Origin of the sequence: Actinocatenispora rupis, assembly GCF_016861975.1 — a bacterium.
Taxonomy (GTDB): Bacteria; Actinomycetota; Actinomycetes; order Mycobacteriales; family Micromonosporaceae; genus Actinocatenispora; species Actinocatenispora rupis.
In genome coordinates this window covers 43417-63663 of record NZ_BOMB01000038.1, presented here as the reverse complement: position 1 = coordinate 63663, position 20247 = coordinate 43417, and the positions used below count along the sequence as shown (strand labels likewise).

The following is a 20247-nucleotide window of genomic DNA, read 5'->3' as shown; positions in this document are numbered from 1 at the left end:
GGCCCTCACGTCACTCCAGGCTGCCGAAGTCGGACCGGGACGAGTTCGCCAGCGGTACGTCGAGGTCGCTGATCGCGAGCATCCACCGGGCGAACACGTCGTCGCCGCGCTCGGTCAGCGCGGTGTGCAGCCGCCGCAGCATGTCCCGGCGTACCGGGGCGAGGTGCGGGGCGGGGTACACGTTCACCAGCTCGTACGGGTCGGCGACCAGGTCGTACAGCTCGTTCACCGACTCGGCGTTCACGACCAGCTTGTACCGCTCGTCCCGCAGCATCCGTTGCTGGTAGTGGAAGTGGTGCCCGTGGAACTCGGCGACCAGCTCGGACCGCCAGCCGTCCACCGGCTCGTCGCGTACCAGGGGGAGGAGGCTGCGGCCGTCGGGCGGGCAGCCGGCCGGGCGGGCGTCGGGGCACAGGTCGGGGTCGAGGCCGGCGAGGTCGAGGATGGTCGCGGTCGCGTCGGTCAACGTCACGAACCGCTCGTCGGTACGCCCGGCCGCGGCGCCCGGAACCCGCAGCAGGAACGGGATCCGGTAGATGTCGTCGTACATGGCGGGGCCCTTGTCGTTGAGCCGGTGCGCGCCCGTGAACTCGCCGTGGTCGGCGGTGAAGAACACCGCCGTGTCGTCGTCCAACCCCAGCTCGGTCAGCACGGCCAGGACCCGGCCGATCTCCGCGTCGATCATCGCCCCGTACCCGTGGTACACGGCGATCAGCTTGCGCCACTCGTCCGCGTCGAACGAGTCGGCCGACCAGTACGTCGAGTAGTTGCGTTGCACCTCCGGCTTGCCCGCGAACGTCTCCGCGAACGACGCCGGCAGCTCCACCGTCGCCGGATCCACGAGGTCGTAGTACTCGTCCGGGATCAGGTACGGCAGGTGCGGGCCGAAGAAGTGCAGCGACAGGTGGAACGGCCGCCCGTCCGCGGCGTACCGGCGGAGCAGGTCGATCGCCTGGTCGGCCAGGAAGTGTTCGAACGTCGCCTCCACCGGCTGCCGCAACCGCCCGGCCAGCAGGTGCCCGGGCCGACCGCCGGGCAGCGTCCCACGCACCGGATCGGTGATCGCCGGCTCCGGCAGCCCCCGCTCCGCCAACCACGCCTTGTACTCCTTGGCCAGGATCGGGTTCATCGCGCCCGGCAGGTGCGGCCCGTCGAAGCCGTACGCGTCGGGGCCGAGCCGCTCGCCGACGTGCCACTTGCCGATCAGCCCCACGTTGTATCCGTTGCCGCGCAACGCTTCCGAGAACGTCGGCGTACCCTCCGGCAGCTCGGTCAGGTAGCCGGTGTTCCACTCGGCGTTCGCCAGTAGCCGGTGCCGGAACGGCGCCTGCCCGGTCAGCAGGCTCGCCCGCGCCGGCGTACAGATCGCGGTGGGCGTGAACGCGTTGCGGAACAGCGTGCCGGACTCGGCGAGCCCGTCCAGGTTCGGCGTACGCGCGTGCGGGTTGCCGTAGCAGCCGATCGCGTCGGTCCGGTGCTGGTCGGTCATCAGGAACAGCACGTTGTGCGGCATCAGGTGGTACGCCTTTCGGTGATGGAGTGGCGAAGCGGCTCGTACCCGGTGAGCAGCGGGGAACTGTGGTGCACCAGCGCGACGGCACCGAGCGCGCCACCCGGCGCACCCAACGCGGCCGGTACGACCCGGAGCCGTTCGGCGACGCTGGCGAGTACCCGGGAGCGGACGGTGTCGGCGAAGGTGCGGCGGACGTGCTCGCCGGCCGCGGCGAACAACCCACCCACCACCACGTGGTGTACGTCCACGGTGGCGAGCGCGGCGGCGACCACCGTGCCGGCGTGTTCCGCGGCCCGCCGCAGCGCCGCGTCGACGGCCGGGTCGGCGAGCGCCTCGGCCAGCCCGTACCCGGCCTCGATGTCGCGGGCCCGCGCGCCCCTCCGCCCCGCCGCGGACAGGATCGCCGGCACGTTCGCGTACAGCTCCAGGCAGCCGCGGCGGGAACAGTGGCAGCGCGGCCCGTCCGGGTCGACGGTCACGTGGCCGAACTCGCCGGCCGCGCCGCTGTCCCCCCGGTACAGCCGTCCGCCGAGCACCAGGCCGCCGCCGACACCCTCGCCGACGTGCAGGTACAGGGCGGAGTCGTGGCCGGCGGCGGCGCCCCAGATGGTCTCCGCGAGCGCCGCCAGCCGTACGTTGTTGTCCACGTACACCGGCGCGCCGACGGCCTCGGCGAGCCGGTCCACCGCCACCCGCCAGCGCCCGGCGAGCCGCCCCGGTGCCACCGGGCCGACCACCCCCACCCCCACGCCGTCCACCCCGGCGAGCGTCACCTCGTACTCCACGCACAGCTCGCGCAGCGTCTCGACGGCGACCGCGCCCCGCTCCGCCCACCCCGTACTCCGGGCGAAGGGTCGTTCGGCGACGCCGACGATCTGGTGCAGCGCGTCGCCGAGCGCGACTCGCAGGCCGTCGCGGTAGAACGCGACCCCGACCGTACGGGCGTTGCGGTCGGCGAGGCCGATCAGCTCGGCGGGACGGCCCGGACCGGTGCGTTCGTGCGGGTCGGGGCGGGCGGCGACGACGCCGTCCCGGCGCAGCTCCGCCACGATCGCCGACACCGTCGCCCGCGACAGCCCGGTACGCGCCTGCAGCTCGGCCCGGCTCACCGGCCCCTGCCGGAGCAGGCCGACGATGCGCTCGGTGTGCGCCAATCGCAGGAAGTGGGCCCGGTTGTCCACGCCCCGGCCCCCATTCCGTCAACTCAGTACGCAGAATCTGGCGGCCAATCTAGCCCGTACCACGGGGTGATCACCATGGGGCGACGCGATGACAAACTAATTATGTACAACTACTTGTCAGAAAAATAGGCCGCCTCGACACTGGCCCAGACACACACCGTGACGTCGGTCGCTGCCCCGCCCCGCCGGCTCGACGGTGCGCCGGAGACCGGGCGACAGTGGTCCGGGAGAGCGAATCGAGGACGCCATGACCGCCGAACCGCGCGCCGCCCGGCCCGTACCGCCCGGCCGACGCCCGACGTTCGTCGCCGCCTTCGTCGGGCTCGCCGCCGCCGCGGTCGGCCTCATCTATGGGTACGACACCGGCGCCATGGCCGGCGCGCTGCTCTTCGTCAAGACCGACTTCGGCCTGAGCACGCTCGACCAGGAGATGGTGACCGCGGCCGTCACCGTCGGCTCGATCCTCGGCGCGCTCGCCGCTCGCCGCCTCTGCGACCAGCTCGGCCGCCGCCGTACCATGGTCGCCGTCGCCTGCGGGTACGCGGTGTTCGCGGCGGCGAGCGGCTTCGCGCCGACGTACCCGGTGCTGCTGGTGGCGCGGTTCCTGCTCGGCGTCGCGGTCGGCGTGTCGATCGTCGCCGCGCCGATCTTCGTCGGCGAGTCCGCCCCGGTACGCATCCGTGGCCGGCTCCTCGTCACCTACCAGCTCGCCACCACCCTCGGCATCGCCTCCGCGTACTTCACCGATCTGGCGCTGTCCGGCGCGGGTGCGTGGCGCTGGATGCTCGGCGTCTCCGGCATCCCCGCCGTACTGGTCACGCTGCTCGTCGCGCGGCTGCCGGAAACCCCGCACTGGCAGGTGATGCGCGGCAACATCGAGGCCGCGGCGGCGGCGCTGCGGCGTACCCGGTCGGCGGAGGAGGCGGCGACCGAGCTGGCCGAGATCCGCGCCGCGCTGGCCGCCCACGACCGCGGAACGTTCCGGGACCTGTTCCGGCGACCGTTCCGGCGGGCCGGGGTGTTCGTCGTCGGCCTCGGCTTCTTCGTACAGATCACCGGAATCGCGGCGATCGTCGCGTACAGTCCGATGATCTTCAAGGCGGTCGGGTTCACCAGCGACCGGTCCGCGATCCTGGTGACCTCGCTGGTGCAGCTCGCCGCGATCATCGGCGAGATCACCGCGCTGTTCCTCGTCGAACGCGCCGGCCGCCGGCCCACCCTCATCACCGGCATCAGCCTGATGGCCGCCGCGAACGTGGTCCTCGCGCTCGTCTTCGGCCTCGGCGTCGGACCCGGCGTACCGGCGGCGATCGCCGTCCTCGGCGTCATCGTCTTCCGCATCGGCTACTCCGCCGGCTTCGGCTCCCTCGTCTGGGTCTACGCCTCCGAGGCCCTGCCCGCGCCACTGCGCTCCACCGGCGCGTCCACCCTCCTCGCCGTGGACCTGCTCGCCAACTTCGTCATCACCATGACGTTCCTGTCGGCGCTGACCGCGCTCGGCGGCGCCACCACCTTCGGCATCTTCTTCGTACTCTGCGCCGCGGCGCTGGCGTTCGTCGTCCGGTTCGCGCCCGAGACGAAGGGCCGCCCCCTGGAGGAGATCCACCGGTACTGGACCAACGGCGCCCGCTGGGACCGCCCGCGTACCACGGTCAGGGGCTGAGGAGGCCGGCGCGGCGGTGCACGGTGATCGCGCCCGGCAGGTACACGGGGCCCTGGCCGTGCCAGTCGGTGAGCAGCGCGTCCAGCGACGCGACGTGCGCCGCGGTCAGCGCCGAGCCGGGCGCCCCCAACCGCAGCGCGAAGGCCCGCAACACCCGGGTACGCAACGCCGCCGGTGCCGCCGCCAGCGCCGCCACGTCCAACCCGGTACCGGTGTCCACAGTGGACAGAAGGGTGGCGGCCTGCTCGTCCAGCAGCGCGCAGTCCGCTGCCACCAACCCCGCCGTACGGGCCAGGTTCGTCCGGAAACCCTTGCCCAGCAACGACTCCAGCTCGTCCATCGCCGACCGCAACCGGGATCGCGCGTACGCCGGGTCGGTGTTGTGCGGGTCCTCCCACGGGATCAGGCCCAACTCCGCACACGACGCCGCCGTCGTCGCCCGCGGCAGATCCAGCAACGGCCGCCGGTACCGACCGCGCGCCGCCGCCATCCCGGCCAGCCCCCGCGGACCCGCACCCCGCGCCAACGCCAGGAGTACCGTCTCGGCCTGGTCGTCGCGGGTGTGCCCCAGCAGCACCACGGCATCGAGCCGGTCGGCGGCGTCGTCGAGCGCCGCGTACCGCGCGGACCGGGCCGCGGCCTCCGGACCACCCGCCCGGCCCACCGCCACCGTCGCCACCTCGACCGGCGCCAGACCCGCCGCCCGCGCCCACCCCGCCACACCCGCGGCCCGCGCCGCCGAACCCTCCTGCAAGCCGTGATCCACCGTCACCAGGCCCGCCCGCAACCCCGCCCGGGGCGCCACGAACGCCGTCGCAGCAGCCAACGCCAACGAATCCGCGCCACCCGAACAGGCCACCAGCACCGTGCCGTCCGCGTCCGCCACCACCCGCCGTACGGCACGGCGGACCGCAGCCGTCGCCCCCGGAACCCGCGCCATGCCCGCCGTCAGGCGTCGGCGCCGTGCACCCGGCGCAGCCACGCGTCCGGGTCGGTGATCTCCGCCAGCAGCGGCAACGTGTCCGCCGACGACCAGATCCGGTTGAAACCATCCATGCCGACCCGGTCCACCAGCGCCGTCACGAACTTGTTGCCCTCGGCGTACTGCCGCATCTTCGCGTCGATGCCGAGCAGCTTGCGGATCACCCGCTCCACCGGATTCGCCGCCTCGCGCCGCCGGTTGAACTTGCTCCGGATCTCCTCCACCGACGGCACCACCCGCGGACCCACCGCGTCCATCACGTAGTCCGCGTGCCCCTCCAACAACGTCATCAACGCCGTCAGCCGGTCCACGACCTCGCGCTGCGCCGGCGTCTGCACCAGATCCAGCACACTCGCCCGACTCTCCGGCGACCGCACCGCATCCGCCAACGACGCCACCCCGCGCCGGATCCGGTCCACCAGCTGCTCCGAATCCGCCCGCGCCGCGTCCACGAACTCGCCGACCTGATCCATGAAGTACTGCCGGAGCCACGGCACCGCCGTGAACTGCGTCCGGTGCGTCACCTCGTGCAGGCACACCCACAGCCGGAAATCGTGCGGCTCCGCGCCGAGCCGGCGCTCCACCTCCACGATGTTCGGCGCCACCAGCAGCAGATTGCCCGGCTCACCCGAAAACACCTCGTACTGCCCCAGGACCTTGCCCGACAAGTACCCCAGGACCGTGCCCGCCTGCACGCCCGTCAACCGCGACCCCACCGACTGCGCCAACGCACTCGGCTCACGACCCGCCAACGCCCGCTCCATCAACGGCGTCATCACGTCACGCAAGCCGTACAGATTCGTGCTCGCCCAGTCCGCCCGGTCCACCACCCGCACCGGCGGATGACTCACCTTGCTGTCCAACCCGGTCGTCCGCACCACGTGCCCGGCCGCCTCGTCCGTCAGGCGACGCAGCTCCCCGACGACCTCGGCCGCCTCGTCGTAGCTGACCCGTGGCCCCGCCTTCGAGATGGTCCCGGCGGTCGCGACCGCGAGGTCCCAGTCCACAAACTGCGTCATGGTCCAACGGTACGTGTCGGCGGGTGCCCACGCCCAACATCGCCGCGGCCGGGCCCGTCGGGTACCCGACGAGGTGTGGGGATGGTTGGGCTTGTCGGGCAGATGCGGACTCGGGGTCTGGGGGTGTGGGTGTGTCGCTGGGCTGCGAGGTTGGACGACTTTTGCCGCGTTTCGGGCATTGTCCAATTGTGTCATTGTTCAACAAGTCAATTGTCTCATTGTTCAATTGGTGACTTGTTGAACAATGTGGTTCAGCGGCGCCAAGATCATCAACTCCGACGCGGTCACCGCCACGCCGCCACACCCCACCCCGAGACGGCCCTCAGCGGCACCCGCACCCGGCAAGTGCCGTCGCCGCGTCGTCGAGCGCAGCCTCGGCCGAGATGTTGTCGCCGGTACCTTCGGCCATCATCGCGAACGCCAGCAGTCGCCCGTCGGCGTCCATGACGAGTCCGGCGAGCGTACTGGTGCCGTTGAGGGAGCCGGTCTTGGCGCGTACGAGTCCGGCGGCGGACCGGTCGGAGCCTTCGACGTACCGGTCGGACAGGGTGCCGGTGTATCCGGCGACGGGCATCCCGGTGTACACGGGCCACAGTCGGGGGTGTTTGCCGTCGGTGACGGTGGCGAGGAGGTCGGTGAGGAATTCGGGGGAGATGCGGTTGCGGCGGGAGAGTCCGCTGCCGTCGGAGAGCCGGATCTCGTTGACGGGCAGGCCGAGGTCGTGCATGACGGCGATGGTGGCGGCGGCGCCACCGGCGAACGTGGCGGGCTGGTTGCGGGCGAGTGCGACCTGCCGGGCGAGCGCTTCGGCGATGACGTTGTCGCTGCGCTGGAGCATCATCTCGACGAGGTGCAGCAGCGGCGGCGACTGTACGGCGCCGAGTTGCTTCGCCCCGGTCGCCGCGGTGGTGTGCGTGACGGTGTGCTGGGGTGCGCCGATGAGTTCGGCGAGCTTACGGCCGGCGTCGAGGTCGGGTTCGGTGGAGCGGGCGCTGGTGGCGCCGTCGGGGTCGATCCGGCCGGAGTTGAGCATCACCGGGGCGATCGGTGCGGCGTCGCCGCCGCTCACGATGTCGGAGTCCCAGCCGGGGCCGAGGCGACCGCCGGAGTACAGGGAGGAGTCGACGAGGACGCGGGTCGGCCGTACTCCGCCGAGGGCCTTCTTGACCTGGTCGGCGAGCTTGTCCAGCCGGGCGGCCTGCGGGTAGATGCTGTGGTCGTTGGTGGCGAGGGTGGGGTCGCCGCCGCCGACGAGGATCACCTCGCCGGGCTTGCTGCCGGCCACCACCCGCGTCGTCAGCCGGTAGTCGGGCCCGCGTACGTGCAGCGCCGCGGACGCGGTGACCAGTTTCGTGACGGACGCCGGGAGTTCCGGGGCGTTGGGTGTGGCTCCGTACAGGGAGCTGTGGGTGGCGACGTCGACCACGGACACGGCGACCCGGTCGCCGAGCCGGTAGTCCTTGAGCAGCGGGGCGAGTTCGCGGGCGACACCCTCGGGGGTGGGGGCCGCCGCTCCGACGGCCGGCTGGAGTACGGGGGACGGGCCGGCGGTGGAGGGCGACGGCGACGGCGACGTACCGTCCGCGAACAGTCGTTCGACCGGGCCCGGCCGGAACACCGCGAGCGCGCCCGCCAGCAGCACGAGTACGCCCAGGGCAGCGAGCACGCCGATCAGCAGCCCCCGCGACCGGCCGTGCGCCGGCGCGGGGATGGCCGGTGCCGGCTCCCGTGGCGGGGCGGGCGGCAACACCGGAGCATGACTCAGCCGTACCGTCGGAGGCTCGGGCGGGCTCGCGTTCCCTTGCGCCGCACGGCTTTCCGGCCGAACCCCCGGTACTCCCGGCGCAGCGGCCGGCCTCGCCGCGGGCCGTGCCGGCGGAGTACCGGGTGGGGTCGGGGTCGATCGCTGCCCGGGCGCGGTCTGGCGCGGGATGCGCTGCGTCTCGTCGTTCCCCGGTACCCGCGGCCCGGACGGTGGCGCTGTCGGGCCGGACGGCGTGGACGGACCGGACGCCGGTGTGCCGGGCGGGGTCGACGGTGACGCTGACGGGCCGGACGGCGTCGACGGACCGGACGTCGGAGCTTCGGGCGCCGTCGACGGCCCGGACGGCTTGGCGACCGGCCAGTCCGGCCACCGCGTACTGCCGTCGTCGTTCCTGGGCAGGCGGATGACCTGCGTCGCGTCCGGATCGTCGGGACGCGTCCCGGCCGGCTCGTCGCCGTCCTCCCGCTCGGTGTCCGGTGCCTTCGCCGCCCGGTCCGGGAACCGGATGACCGTCGTCGCGTCCGGATCGACCGGCGTACGCGGCTCGCCCGCCGGCCGCTCGATCGCCTGCGTCGCGTCCGTGTCCTTGTCGGGCGGCGGCGCGAGATGCTGTGTCGGCTCCTCCGCCGGCTTCCCGTCGCCCGGTGTGCCCTCGTCGAGCCGGATGACCTGGGTCGAGTCGGGGTCGGCTGGCTTGTCGTTCGGTTCGGTGCCGGGCCCGTCCTTGGGCAGCCGGATGACCTGCGTCGAGTCCAGGTCGGCGGGGCCGTCCGGCTTCGCCGCTGCGTCCTCGTCGAGCCGGATGACCTGGGTCGAGTCGAGATCGGCTCGTGTCGGCTCGTCGGCCTGTGGCGCCTCGACATCGTCGGGCAGCCGCACGATCTGGGTCGAGTCAGGATCCGCCGGGGCGGCTGCGTCGTCGTCGCGTCGAATGGCCTGGGGCGAGTCCAGGTTCGTTGGACCGTCCGGCTTCGCTGGTGTGTCCTCTTCCAGCCGGATGACCTGGGTCGAGTCGAGGTCGGGCCGTGCTGAGTCGGGCTCGTCGTCGGGCTGCCGGATGACCTGGGTCGAGTCGAGGTCGGCCGGTGCCGGTTCGTCGGTCTGCGGTGCCCCGGCATCGTCGTCGGGCAGACGGATGACCTGCGTCGAGTCCAGATCCGCGGGCTCGTCCTCGGGCAACTGCATGGACTGCGTAGCGTCGGGGTCGGCGGGCGGCCGATCGCCGTCCGACTCCCGGGGCAGCCGGATGATCTGCGTCGAGTCGAGGTCGGTCGGCGCAGTGGGCTGGTCGGCCTGTGCCGTGGCGGGCTCGTCCCTGGGCAGCCGGATGACCTGGGTCGCGTCCGGGTCGACCGGCCAGGCCGGACGCTCCGACCGGGCCGCGGCGTCGCCGTTCCGCGCCGCCGCACCGGATCCCTCGTACCTGTCCGGGTCGGTCCCCGCCCCGGCGTCGTCACGCGCGGTCGACCGTGCGCCGGCTTCACCCCCGCGTACGACGGGGATCGCTTGCGTGGCACCGATGTCCGGCCCGCCACCCGGGTACTGCGCCGGCGAGCCGCCCGCCGCTCCCGTGTTCTCGTCCGCCGACGCAGGGCCTGCAGTCGCGGAGTCGTCGTACCCGGAGGCTGCTTTCCCTGTCGTGGCAACGATCCGGCGCTCGTCGGTGGTGTCCGCATCGCCGTCGGCGGAGCCTGGGACCTCGCCCGCCGCGTCGTCACTCGCCGCGCCCGAGCCGGTACCAGCCGAGAGGTCGCCGGGGACACCGTCGACTCCCGCGCCGTCCGAGGGACTGTCGACTCCTGCGCCGTCCGAGGAACCGTTGTCGCGATCGGTGGCCGCCGAACCGCTGCCGTCGCCGTGCGGTGCGGCCGGATCCGCAGCCCCGCCATCGATCGCGGAGCCGTCCGCGACGCCGGCGCCAGCCTCGGCGCCGACGACCGTCGGTTCGACGCCCTCCGGCCGTGCCTCTTCGGTCTCCGCGCCGCGTTCTGTGGACTCGCCGGCAGAGCTGGTTCCCTTGTACGCCAACGGATCGGACCCGTCCGCGCCCGTGTCGGGGTCGTCGGACCGTTCCCCGTCCGTGGCGGTTGACCGGTCGCCCGGTTCGTCCGATGCAGAATCCGTTTCGTACCAACGGGATCCGGTGGCGTCGTCGGTCGAGCCCTCCGCGACGGCGGTGTCGTCCGGGGACGTAGGCTGCTTACCTTCCGCTGCAACGGATCCGGCCTCGTCCGCCGTGGCGTCCACGCTCCCGCGGTCCGCCGTACTGTCCACGGGCAGCCCCGCGTCGTCGCCGGCCCCGTCGGCGCCCGCATCGTCGGCCTGCACCGGATCGGCCCCGGACGGCGTCGCCGAGCCGGCCGAACCGGTACTGGCCGCGGACAGGTCCGTCACGTCCGAACCGGGAGCGGTACCGGAGTCCGAAGCATCGTCCCGAGCGTGAGCGAAGTCAGAGCCGGAATCCAGGCCCGAGCCGGCATCGAGATCGCGAGCGCCTTCGGAGGCGGAAGCCTCATCGAGGTCGCGAGCGCGATCCGAGCCCGCAGCCCCGTCCGAGCCGGACGCGTCGTCGGAGTTGGGATCGACGCCGGAACCGGGCGTGGCGCCGGAACCAGAAGATGTGGCGTCGGAACCGGAAGCGGCGTCGGAACCGGAAGCGGCGTCGGAACCGGAATCGATGCCCTGCCCGGAGTCGGCCGTGCTGCTCGCCTCAGCGGGCGGAACGTCGGGGGGCGGCGCGGTGTCAGAGGTGGCGTGCGGCGGCGTGTCGGTCACTGCGGCTGCGGAGTCCTCGGATGGGCCGGAATCGGCGGCGGGCTCGGAATCGGGTCGTGCCGGGTCGGCCTCGGCATCACCCGGCTCGGCACCCGACGACTCGGCTCTGGACCGTTCCCCGGAATCGTCACCGGCGGCGCCGGACGAATCTTGGCTGGCGCCGGACGAACCCCCCGCGGAATCGGCGGAGGATGACGCGGAGCCCGAGGAAGCAGCAGCGGAGGAGGCGTCTTCAGCGCCGGATGGCCCTTCAGTACCGAAGGAAGACGTGGAGTCGGAGGAAGATGCGGAGTCGGTGGAGGACGGGGCGGAGGGGGTTGAGGGGGCGGGGTCGGATTTGGACGATGTGTCCGGGCCGGTGTGCGGTGCGGTGTCGTACGGTGACGCAGAGGTGGTGGAATCGTCCGGGTCGTCCGGGGAGTGACCGTTCAGATGTGTGCAATCCCTCGTCACATGGCCCTCCCCACGCCTCCCCGGTACGCCTGCGCGACACTACTGGACCGGTACTGAGTGACGGCCGGCACCGGGGCCGGTGTCGTGGCGTACCTCAGCCGTACCGGGCGGATGTGCCCGCGCCGTCGCGAGCTGAACAGTCATTCTGGCCGGTGCCGGCCTGTCGCCGGGAGCGAATGGAGGACCGGGGCGTGGAGTTCGACGTCACGATTGAGATCCCCAAGGGGCAGCGCAACAAGTACGAGGTGGATCACGAGTCGGGCCGGATCCGCCTGGACCGGACGCTGTTCACCGCGACGCAGTACCCGGCGGACTATGGGTTCGTCGAGACGACGCTGGGGCAGGACGGTGACCCGCTGGACGCGCTCGTGCTGTTGCGCGAGCCGACGTTCCCGGGGTGCCTGATCAAGTGCCGGGCGATCGGCATGTTCCGGATGACGGACGAGAAGGGGCCGGACGACAAGGTCGTCTGCGTGCCGGCGGGTGACCCGCGGCAGGACCACCTGCGCGACGTGCACCACCTGCCGGAGTTCGAGAAGCTGGAGATCCAGCACTTCTTCGAGGTGTACAAGGATCTGGAGCCGGGCAAGAGCGTCGAGGGCGCGTCCTGGGTGGGGCGGTCCGAGGCGGAGGCGGAGATCGAGCGTTCGTTCGGCCGGTACAAGGAGGCCGTGGCGAGCGGCGAGTACCACGACCCGGGCGTGCACCCGTTCCCCGGTCACTGAGCCGTTTTCTGCGTACTGCGGGGCTGTCGGCGGGTGCCGACGGCCCCGAGTCGTGTCCGGGTCGGGTCAGGGGCGCGGCGTGCCGGTGCGGCGGGCCCGGACGATGCCGGCGAGGGCGGCGAGGATGAGCAGCGCGCCGATGCCTTCCACGATCCGGAGTACGCCGGGGAGGCCGTGGCCGACGCCCGCGGCGACGATGCCGACGCCGGCGAGTACGACGAGCCTTGCGGGTGCGGCCCGGCGTACCGCGGCGACGACCAGCAGGGCGAGCAGCCCGACGTAGAAGACGACGGGGCCGAGGTCGTAGCAGATCAGCTTGACCCCGGGGACGGCGAAGACGCTGTCGTACCGGGCGCTCATGGTGGTCTGGTCGGGGGCGAACCCGACGGCCAGGTCCACGACCATCTGTACGCCGGTGGCAACGGCGCCGGCGAGCGCCACCACGGCCGCGGTGACCGCCGCGGTACGTCCACCGGCGAGGCGGGCGAGTCCGACGCAGCCGACCGCGAACAGGCCGAACGTCACGATCCACAGCGAGTGCGCGGTGGTCCACGCGACGCCGGGGCCGGAGCCGGTACGCAGCCGCATGACGGCCCAGCCGGCGAACCACAGCGCGGGCGCGGCGACCAGCGCGATCGAGGCCGGGCGGGGCGGCGCGACCGGGGCGGGGGTGGGGATCGAGGTCATGCGTGGAGCGTAGGAACGGCCGGGTCGTCACGACCATCCGTGACGACCCGGATCGGTACCCCCGTTCCGCTCAGGTGGTTTCCCGGAGGTTGTCCACGGTCAGCTCGCCCGCGGCGTACCGGGCGCGCAGGACCTTCTTGTCGAACTTGCCGACCGTCGTCTTCGGTACCTCGGTGATGAACGTCCAGCGTTCCGGCAGCTGCCAGCGCGGGATCCGCTCGGCGAGGAACGCCTGGAGTTCGGCGGGCGTGGCCGTGGCACCCTCCCGGAGTACGACGCTGGCCAGCGGCCGTTCCTCCCAGCGCGGGTCCGGTACGCCGACGACCGCGGCCTCCAGTACGGCCGGGTGCGCCATGAGGTGGTTCTCCAGTTCGACCGAACTGATCCACTCGCCGCCGGACTTGATCACGTCCTTGGCCCGGTCGGTGAGCGTCAGGTACCCGTCGGCGGTGAGCGTGCCGACGTCCCCGGTACGCAGCCAGCCGTCGTCGAAGCGGTCCGGGTCGGGCTCGTCGGAGTCGAGGTAGCGCCCGGTGATCCACGGCCCGCGTACTTCCAGCTCGCCGACGGCCTCGCCGTCGTTGGGCGCGACCCTGCCGTCCGGCCCGACGATCCGCGCCTGCACGCTGGCCGGTACGCGTCCCTGGGTGAGCCGGTACCGCCACTCGTCGGCGCCGGTCACGCCGACCGGCGGGCGGGCGACCGAACCGAGCGGCGACGTCTCCGTCATGCCCCACGCGTGCACGATGCGGATGCCGTGCTCGTCGAAGCCGCGCATCAGCGCCTCGGGGCAGGCGGACCCGCCGACGATCACCTCTGACAGCGACGACGTGTCGGTCGGGTACGCGTTCAGGTGCGCCAGCAGCCCGGTCCAGATCGACGGTACGGCCGCGGCGTGGGTCGGTTTCGCGGCGGCGATCATCGCGGCCAGCGGTTCCGGCTGGAGGAACCGGTCCGGCATGATCAGCGTGACCCCGCTCATGAACGCCGCGTGCGGGATGCCCCACGCCATCACGTGGAACATCGGCACCACCACGAGCGACCGGGTCAGCGGCGAGAACCCGAACGACTCGGCCATCCCGACCTGCATCGAGTGCAGCCAGATCGACCGGTGGGAGTACGCGACGCCCTTGGGGTTGCCGACCGTCCCGGAGCTGTAGCAGATCGCGGCGGCGTCGTGCTCGTCCCCGTCCGGCCAGTCGAACGTCTCGGGCCGCCCCGCGAGCAACTCCTCGTACGAGTGGAGCGTCTTGCCGCTGTCCGCGAGCGGCGTCGTGTCCCCGGCGCCGACGACGATCACGTGCTCCACGGTCGTCAACCGGGGAAGTACGCGGGCGAGCGCCGGGATCAGCGTGCCGTCGACGAGGACGACCCTGTCCTCGGCCTGGTTCGCCACGTACACGAGCTGCTCGGCGGGGAGCCGGATGTTGAGCGGGTGCAGCACCGCACCCATCGCCGGCACCGCCATGTACGCGACCAGGTGTTCGGCGTTGTTCCAGCAGAACGTGCCGACCCGCTGGTCGCCGGTGACGCCCAGCTCGCGCAGCGCGTGCGCGAGCCGCGCCGCGTCCCGCCCGACCTGGGCGTACGTGGTGGTTCGTGGGCCGTCGGCGGTCCACGTGACGACCTCGGTGGCGCCGTGCACCGTACTGCCGTGTTCGAGGATGCGGGCCAGCCGGAGCGGCCCGTCCTGCATCGTGCTCCGCATGATCGCCAGGCTAGTGTCCGGCGTCACATTCCGGTAGCTGCCGGCCGGGCGTCGGATGCCCGGCCGGCAGGTCCGGTCAGCCGAGCGCGGCGGCCTGCGCCTCCGGGTCGTCCACCGGCGCGGACGACGACAGCTCGTGGTTCGGCAGGAACAGCGTCACCACGATCGCCAGTACGGCGACGGCGGCGGACACGACGAACAGCGTCGACAGCGTGTGCGTGAACGCGAGGTGCACGGCGTCCCGGATCGGCGCCGGCAGCGCCTGGATCATCTTCGGGTCGCGCAGCGAACTCGCGTCGATGCCGCCGCCACCACCACCGTGCGGTACGGACAGCGACTTCGGCAGCGGCTGCCCCGGGTGGTCGCGCATCCAGGCGGCGATCTGGCCCTTCAGCTTCGCCGTCGCCGGCGGCATCAGGTCGCCCATCCAGTGGTTGAGCCGCGCGGTCATCACCGCACCGAACGCCGCCACCCCGAACGACCCGCCCAGCTGCCGCAGGAACGTCATCGACGCGGTACCGGCGCCGAGTTCGTGCGGGGCCAGCCCGTCCTGCGCGGCCAGCACCATCGGCTGCATGCACATGCCGAGCCCGACCCCGATGATCACCAGGAACAGGAAGATGACACCCATCGCGGTGTCCACCTTCATCGTGGCGCACAGCGCGATCCCGGCCGCCATCACGACCGTCCCCGCCACCGTGATCCACTTGTACTTGCCGAGCTTGGAGATGATGCGCCCGCCGATCACGGACGTGACCAGTACGCCGACCATCATGGGCAGCATCAGCAGGCCGGACGTCGTCGGTGAGTTGCCGCGGACGATCTGCAGGTACATCGGCATGTACATGATCGAGCCGAACATGCCGGCGCCGAGGATGAACGACGCCACGATCGACAGCGTGTACGTCTTCCGCCGGAACAGGCCGAGCGGCAGGATCGGTTCGGCCGCCCGCGCCTCGACCACGCAGAACGCCACGGCGAGGAGTACGCCGGCGGCGCCGAGGCCGATGATCGTCGGCGAGGCCCAGGCGTACTCGTTGCCGCCCCAGGTGGTCATCAGCAGCAGGCAGACGACGGACGCGACGAGCAGCGCGGCGCCCAGGTAGTCGATGCGGTGGCTGGCCTTCCGGTGCGGCACCTTGCGCAGCACGATGTTGATCACGATGAGCGCGGCGATGCCGAGCGGCAGGTTGATGTAGAAGATCCAGCGCCAGTTGTGGTCCGCGAAGTAGCCGCCGACCAGCGGCCCGGCCACCGACGACAGCCCGAACACCGCCCCGAACACACCCTGGTACTTGCCGCGGTCCCGCGGCGGCACGATGTCCGAGATGATCGTGAACGCCAGCGTCATCAGCCCGCCGCCGCCGAGGCCCTGGAGGCCGCGGGTGAAGATCAGCTCGGTCATGTTCTGCGAGATGCCGGCGAGCAGCGAGCCGGCGAGGAACAGGCCGATCGAGACGAGGATGAGCGGGCGCCGACCGTACAGGTCGGAGAGCTTGCCGTAGAGCGGTGTCGACGCGGTCGACGTGAGCAGGTACGCGGTGGTCACCCACGAGTAGTGCTCCAGGCCGCCGAGCTTGCCGACGATGGTCGGCAGGGCGGTGGCCACGATCGTCTGGTCGAGCGCGGCCAGCAGCATCCCGAGCATGAGGCCGATGACGATCACCCAGATGCCGGCCGAGGACAGTTTCGGCCGTTCCCAGGTGTCCTGCCCGGAGGGCGCGGTGGCGGTGGACATGGTTCTCCCGATGGGGGTACGGAAAAGGGGCGCGGGGTGCGTGACGCGCGGAATCAGGGTGCGGAATCAGGGTACGGCCACCTACTGGCCGCCCGGCAAGTCGGTATCGGGAGAGCCCCACCACAAAATCGATCGACACCCGCGCCGCCGTAGGGAGACGATGCGGACTCGTGACCGCTGCGCGCCGCTGGGCGCTCGACCTGACCCCGTTGCGGACCTCGCGCGACTTCCGCCTGTCGTACGTGGCGTCGGCGGTGACGTTCCTCGGCTCGATGGTCACGTACATCGCCATCCCGTACCAGGTGGCGACGTTGACGAACGCGCCGCTGCTGGTCGGCCTGCTCGGTGTCGTCGAGTTCGCGCCGCTGCTGGTCACCGCGCTGGTCGGCGGCGCACTCGCCGACTACCTCGACCGGCGCAAGCTGGTACTCGCGGCCGAGGCCGGCTTCACCGTGCTCACCGCGGCCCTCGTCGTGAACGCGCTGCTGCCGCACCCTCTGCTCTGGATCCTGTACGTGGTCGCCGCGCTGATCGCCACCCTCGACGGGCTGCAACGGCCCGCACTCGACTCGATGGTGCCGCGGCTCGTGGCGCCGCACGAGATCCCCGCGGCCAGCGCGCTCACCTCCATGCGCAGCACCATCGGCTCGCTCATCGGGCCGCTGCTCGGCGGCGCGCTGATCGCCTGGGCCGGCCTGCCCTTCGCGTACGGGCTGGACCTGGTGACGTTCGCGGTGTCGTTGGGCTGCCTCGTCGCCGTACGCGCGGTCCCGCCGCCGCCGGACGCGGACCGCCCCAGCGTGCGCGGCATCCTCGTCGGCCTCCGGTACGCGGCGAGCCGCAAGGAACTGCTTGGCACGTACCTGGTGGACATCAACGCGATGTTCTTCGGCATGCCGCTGGCCCTGTACCCGTTCGTGGCGCACCGTCTCGGCGGCCCGACCGTACTCGGGATGCTGTACACGGCGGAGTCGGTCGGCGGTCTCGCCGCGTCGCTCACCTCGGGCTGGACCGGCCGGGTACACCGGCACGGGGTGGCGATCGTGGTCGCGGCGGGGTGCTGGGGCGCGGCGATCGCGGGCTTCGGGCTGTCGCCGTCGCTGTGGCTGGCCCTCGCGTGCCTGGTCGTCGCGGGCGCCGCCGACCAGGTCAGCGGCATGTTCCGGGGCATGGTGTGGAACCAGACCATCCCCGACCACCTGCGCGGTCGCCTCGCCGGCGTCGAGATGCTCAGCTACTCCAGCGGCCCGTCGCTCGGCAACCTGCGCGGCGGCCTCGTCGCCCGGTTCACCGGCGTCACCGGCTCGATCGTGTCCGGCGGCATCCTGTGCGTCCTCGGTACGCTCGTGCTCGCGTTCGCGCTGCCCAGCTTCCGCCGGTACGACAACCGCGACGGCGTCGCCCGCAAGCAGGCCGCGGACGCCGCCCGCGCCGCCGCCGCAACCCCCTGATCCCTTGGTACGCCAGGCATCCCGCCCCGCGGTGACGTCACGCCGCGGGACGGTGCCGTGTCGTCATGCGGCGGGGCGGTGCCGCCTCGGACGCAGCGGTACGACGTCCGCGCGGTGCTCCGGTTCGCGGGGGTGCCAGTCGCGGCCGTCACGGGAGTCCGCGGCGAGTCCGAGCAACTGCGCCAGCCCGAGCAGTACGGCGATGCCGGCGGTGAACAGCAGCCCGCCCATGGTCAGTCACCCCCGAGCGGTCGCGCCCAGGTCTCGCCGACCAGGTCGTGCCCGAAGCTGTGGTGCTTCTCCGCGTCGACCAGTTCGAACCCGGCCCGGGTGTAGATCCGGCGCGCCGCGGTGAGCACGTCGTTGGTCCACAGCACCATGCGCCGGTACCCGACGCGCGTCGCGTACCGGAGGCACTCGTCGACGAGGCGGGCGCCGATGCCGAGCCCGCGGGCGGACGGCTCGACCAGCAGCAGCCGCAGCTTCGCGGTGTCCGGCTCGTCGGCGCGTACGCAGAACACGCTGCCGACCGGTACGCCGGCGCGTTCGGCGATCCAGCACGCCTCGCGTTCCGGGTCGCGGTGGTCGACGTAGTCGGCGACGATCCGCGCCACCAGCGCCTCGTACGACTCGTCCCAGCCGTACTCGGCCGCGTAGAGGGCGCCGTTGCGCGACACCACCCAGCCCAGCTCGCCCGGCCGCGGCGCCCGCAGTACGACCCGGTCGGCGGGGTCGCGGTCGAGCAGCGTACGGACCGTGCCCATGGACTCCACCAGCCGGTGCTGGTCCGGCTCCGGCAGCCTCGCGAGCAGCGCCCCGATCTGTTCCGCCGCCCGCCTGTCCAGTTGCCCGAACTCCGCCGCGCCCGCCTCCGTCAGCCACACCACCTGGCGCCGGCCGTCGTCGGCCGACCGCTCGCGCCGCAGGTATCCGGCGGCCTCGAACTTGGCCACGATCCGCGTCAGGTACCCCGGGTCGAGGCCGAGTGTCTGCCGCAGTTCGCGCAGGTCGACCCGGTCGCCCTGGCCCAGCTCGAACATCACCCGCGCCTCCGTCAGCGTGTACGGCAGGTGCAGGTGGTCGGCCTCCAGCAGCCCGAGCATCGCGGTGTAGAAGCGGTTGAAGCCACGGACCGCCGCCACCCGCCGTTCGATCCCCGACACGGCTCACCTCCGTACGGAACGCCATAGGTCTTTGACTCAGTCAAACACTTGTCCCGGCCACCCGCAACCGCCTGGGCACCACGTCCTGCCGTCGCGTACACTCATCCGCGCTGCCGCCTTAGCTCAGTCGGCCAGAGCGACGCACTCGTAATGCGTAGGTCAAGGGTTCGATTCCCTTAGGCGGCTCGGCAGCGCGAAAGGCCAGGTCAGAGCCTCTGACCTGGCCTTTCGCTTGCGTGGAGATCGGGCCGATCCGCGCCGCGAGTCAGGTACCGGCGGTCGTGGTTGCAGTTCCTGTTGCAGTTTCGCCGGGTTCGCGCCGACCGCCGGGCAGGTAGAACAGCGCGCGGCCGTGGTTGCGGGCGACCAGCAGCCGACCGTCGCGCACGTACGCCCAGGCGACCTTCTCCAGCATGGCCGGCACCGTACCGGATGTGGGATCGGTTGGGGGGCAAGGGTTTCAGGTGGTGACGCGGACGCGGCGGAGCCAGGGGGCGAGCTGCGCGACGCCGAACGCGACCTCCGCCACGAGGAACGGCCAGAGCAGCGGCGGTGCGCCGTGCGTGAGCGCGTGGAGCTGCCAGGCGGCGAAGAGTACGCGGGCGGCGCCGTCGTACCGGCCGAGGTCGGGGCGGGTGGCGCGGAGGCGCAGTACGGACCAGACGATCACGACGGAGCCCATCAGGTTCGCGAAGAGGACCTGCATCGGTTCGACCGGCGGCAGCGTGCCGAGGCCGGTCGCGGCACCGACGGCGGACAGTGCGCGGTGCAGCAGCACGTACGTCCAGGGGGTGGCGAAGCCGGCGGTGACGACGAGGTCGTACCAGGCGCTGGCGCGGACGATGCGCAGGTAGGCGGGGCCGGACGGGCTGATCATGACGACGCTCCTCGGTACGACGGGGCGCTCACCGTAAACGGTGGAGTACGCTCCAAGGTCAAGTTTGCGGTCGGTCACGGCGCGGGAGAGGCGGCGGCGGTGCGGATCGGGGAGTTGGCCGCGGCGGCCGGGATCAGCCGCGACACCATCCGGTTCTACGAGCGGGTCGGCCTGCTGGACGGGCGGCGGCTGCCCAACGGGTACCGGGACTTCCCGCCCGAGACGGTCGACTGGCTGGCGTACGTGCGGACGGCGCGCCGGCTGGGCTTCACGCTCGCCGAGATCGCCGTACACGGCAGCGGGCTGCGCGACGCCGACGACTCGGCCGCCGCACTGTCCGCGCTGATCGAGGACAAGCTGCGGCTCATCGACGAACGGATGGCCGACCTGGCCGAGCTGCGTACGGACCTGGCGGCCCGGGTCGGCGCCGACTGCCCCCTCCGCCCCGACCCCCGCTCGGGCGGGGTGTCCGGTTCGCCCGGGGCGGCGGGATGGCCGAGCCGGCACCGTCGGGAGTGAAGCCGCAGGTCACCGGGCGTACGCACGA

Annotated in this window: 16 protein-coding genes and 1 tRNA gene; 5 read left to right on the top strand and 12 right to left on the bottom strand. The window is 72.3% G+C overall.

Translation table 11 applies throughout. The features are described from left to right. Positions 1-10 precede the first annotated feature (10 nt). A complete protein-coding gene (locus tag Aru02nite_RS29640) occupies positions 11-1513 on the bottom strand; it encodes a sulfatase family protein (RefSeq protein WP_203663226.1) in 1503 nt (500 codons plus the stop codon). Next, a complete protein-coding gene (locus Aru02nite_RS29635; protein WP_203663224.1) occupies positions 1513-2694 on the bottom strand; it encodes an ROK family transcriptional regulator in 1182 nt (393 codons plus the stop codon). The genes Aru02nite_RS29640 and Aru02nite_RS29635 overlap by 1 nt, the downstream gene beginning before the upstream one ends. A 196-nt stretch (positions 2695-2890) precedes the next feature. Here Aru02nite_RS29635 and Aru02nite_RS29630 point away from each other — a divergent pair, with 196 nt between their 5' ends. Next, a complete protein-coding gene (locus Aru02nite_RS29630) occupies positions 2891-4357 on the top strand; it encodes a sugar porter family MFS transporter (protein WP_275408746.1) in 1467 nt (488 codons plus the stop codon). On the opposite strand, the gene tilS is transcribed toward Aru02nite_RS29630, so the two are convergent. The 3 genes from tilS to dacB form a co-directional block, all read right to left on the bottom strand. Further along, on the bottom strand, positions 4347-5297 hold the full coding sequence (gene tilS, locus Aru02nite_RS29625) for a tRNA lysidine(34) synthetase TilS (protein WP_203663220.1): 951 nt from the start codon (positions 5295-5297) through the stop codon (positions 4347-4349). The two genes, Aru02nite_RS29630 and tilS, sit on opposite strands and share 11 nt — an antisense overlap. An 8-nt stretch (positions 5298-5305) precedes the next feature. Next, positions 5306-6358 (bottom strand): Rv3626c family coenzyme F420 biosynthesis-associated protein, encoded by a 1053-nt coding sequence (locus tag Aru02nite_RS29620; protein ID WP_203663215.1) that lies wholly within the window; start codon positions 6356-6358, stop codon positions 5306-5308. 322 nt (positions 6359-6680) lie between these two features. Next, a complete protein-coding gene (gene dacB / locus Aru02nite_RS36975) occupies positions 6681-10517 on the bottom strand; it encodes a D-alanyl-D-alanine carboxypeptidase/D-alanyl-D-alanine endopeptidase (protein ID WP_239077030.1) in 3837 nt (1278 codons plus the stop codon). Positions 10518-11542: 1025 nt separating this feature from the next. Between dacB and Aru02nite_RS29610 the strand changes: the two genes are divergently transcribed. Beyond that, positions 11543-12076 carry an inorganic diphosphatase gene (locus tag Aru02nite_RS29610; protein ID WP_203663213.1) on the top strand — a complete coding sequence of 178 codons (534 nt, stop codon included), beginning with the start codon at positions 11543-11545 and terminating at the stop codon, positions 12074-12076. Between the two features lie 66 nt (positions 12077-12142). On the opposite strand, the gene Aru02nite_RS29605 is transcribed toward Aru02nite_RS29610, so the two are convergent. From Aru02nite_RS29605 to Aru02nite_RS29595, 3 genes are all read right to left on the bottom strand, one after another. Beyond that, positions 12143-12763 carry a hypothetical protein gene (locus Aru02nite_RS29605; protein ID WP_203663211.1) on the bottom strand — a complete coding sequence of 207 codons (621 nt, stop codon included), beginning with the start codon at positions 12761-12763 and terminating at the stop codon, positions 12143-12145. 70 nt (positions 12764-12833) lie between these two features. Beyond that, positions 12834-14471 (bottom strand): long-chain fatty acid--CoA ligase, encoded by a 1638-nt coding sequence (locus Aru02nite_RS29600; protein ID WP_203663210.1) that lies wholly within the window; start codon positions 14469-14471, stop codon positions 12834-12836. Positions 14472-14547: 76 nt separating this feature from the next. Further along, positions 14548-16209 carry an MDR family MFS transporter gene (locus tag Aru02nite_RS29595; protein WP_203663209.1) on the bottom strand — a complete coding sequence of 554 codons (1662 nt, stop codon included), beginning with the start codon at positions 16207-16209 and terminating at the stop codon, positions 14548-14550. A gap of 170 nt (positions 16210-16379) precedes the next feature. On the opposite strand from Aru02nite_RS29595, the gene Aru02nite_RS29590 reads away from it, so the two are divergent. Then, a complete protein-coding gene (locus Aru02nite_RS29590) occupies positions 16380-17660 on the top strand; it encodes an MFS transporter (RefSeq protein ID WP_203663208.1) in 1281 nt (426 codons plus the stop codon). Between the two features lie 63 nt (positions 17661-17723). Here the strand turns inward: Aru02nite_RS29590 and Aru02nite_RS29585 are convergent, their stop codons facing one another. After that, entirely contained in the window at positions 17724-17891 is a 168-nt protein-coding gene (locus tag Aru02nite_RS29585; RefSeq protein ID WP_203663207.1) for a hypothetical protein, read from the bottom strand. A gap of 2 nt (positions 17892-17893) precedes the next feature. Continuing rightward, the gene (locus Aru02nite_RS29580) at positions 17894-18823 is read right to left on the bottom strand and encodes a bifunctional helix-turn-helix transcriptional regulator/GNAT family N-acetyltransferase (protein WP_203663206.1); all 930 of its coding nucleotides are present in this window, start codon (positions 18821-18823) and stop codon (positions 17894-17896) included. Between the two features lie 112 nt (positions 18824-18935). Here Aru02nite_RS29580 and Aru02nite_RS29575 point away from each other — a divergent pair. Next, positions 18936-19009, top strand: a tRNA-Thr gene (locus Aru02nite_RS29575). A gap of 79 nt (positions 19010-19088) precedes the next feature. Here the strand turns inward: Aru02nite_RS29575 and Aru02nite_RS29570 are convergent. Next, the gene (locus Aru02nite_RS29570) at positions 19089-19238 is read right to left on the bottom strand and encodes an NUDIX hydrolase (protein WP_203663205.1); all 150 of its coding nucleotides are present in this window, start codon (positions 19236-19238) and stop codon (positions 19089-19091) included. Positions 19239-19283: 45 nt separating this feature from the next. Then, the gene (locus Aru02nite_RS29565) at positions 19284-19700 is read right to left on the bottom strand and encodes a hypothetical protein (protein ID WP_203663203.1); all 417 of its coding nucleotides are present in this window, start codon (positions 19698-19700) and stop codon (positions 19284-19286) included. 99 nt (positions 19701-19799) lie between these two features. On the opposite strand from Aru02nite_RS29565, the gene Aru02nite_RS29560 reads away from it, so the two are divergent. Beyond that, positions 19800-20219, top strand: a complete 420-nt coding sequence (locus Aru02nite_RS29560; protein ID WP_203663201.1) for a MerR family transcriptional regulator — start codon at positions 19800-19802, stop codon at positions 20217-20219. Positions 20220-20247: the final 28 nt, after the last annotated feature.

What these genes read in the sequence shown, in the direction of transcription:
- Aru02nite_RS29640 (WP_203663226.1), bottom strand. Translation starts at nt 1,513, where the DNA reads ATGCCGCACAACGTGCTGTTCCTGATGACCGACCAGCACCGGACCGAC.
- tilS (WP_203663220.1), bottom strand. Translation starts at nt 5,297, where the DNA reads ATGGCGCGGGTTCCGGGGGCGACGGCTGCGGTCCGCCGTGCCGTACGG.
- Aru02nite_RS29620 (WP_203663215.1), bottom strand. Translation starts at nt 6,358, where the DNA reads ATGACGCAGTTTGTGGACTGGGACCTCGCGGTCGCGACCGCCGGGACC.
- Aru02nite_RS29605 (WP_203663211.1), bottom strand. Translation starts at nt 12,763, where the DNA reads ATGACCTCGATCCCCACCCCCGCCCCGGTCGCGCCGCCCCGCCCGGCC.
- Aru02nite_RS29600 (WP_203663210.1), bottom strand. Translation starts at nt 14,471, where the DNA reads ATGCGGAGCACGATGCAGGACGGGCCGCTCCGGCTGGCCCGCATCCTC.
- Aru02nite_RS29595 (WP_203663209.1), bottom strand. Translation starts at nt 16,209, where the DNA reads ATGTCCACCGCCACCGCGCCCTCCGGGCAGGACACCTGGGAACGGCCG.
- Aru02nite_RS29585 (WP_203663207.1), bottom strand. Translation starts at nt 17,891, where the DNA reads ATGGGCGGGCTGCTGTTCACCGCCGGCATCGCCGTACTGCTCGGGCTG.
- Aru02nite_RS29570 (WP_203663205.1), bottom strand. Translation starts at nt 19,238, where the DNA reads ATGCTGGAGAAGGTCGCCTGGGCGTACGTGCGCGACGGTCGGCTGCTG.
- Aru02nite_RS29565 (WP_203663203.1), bottom strand. Translation starts at nt 19,700, where the DNA reads ATGATCAGCCCGTCCGGCCCCGCCTACCTGCGCATCGTCCGCGCCAGC.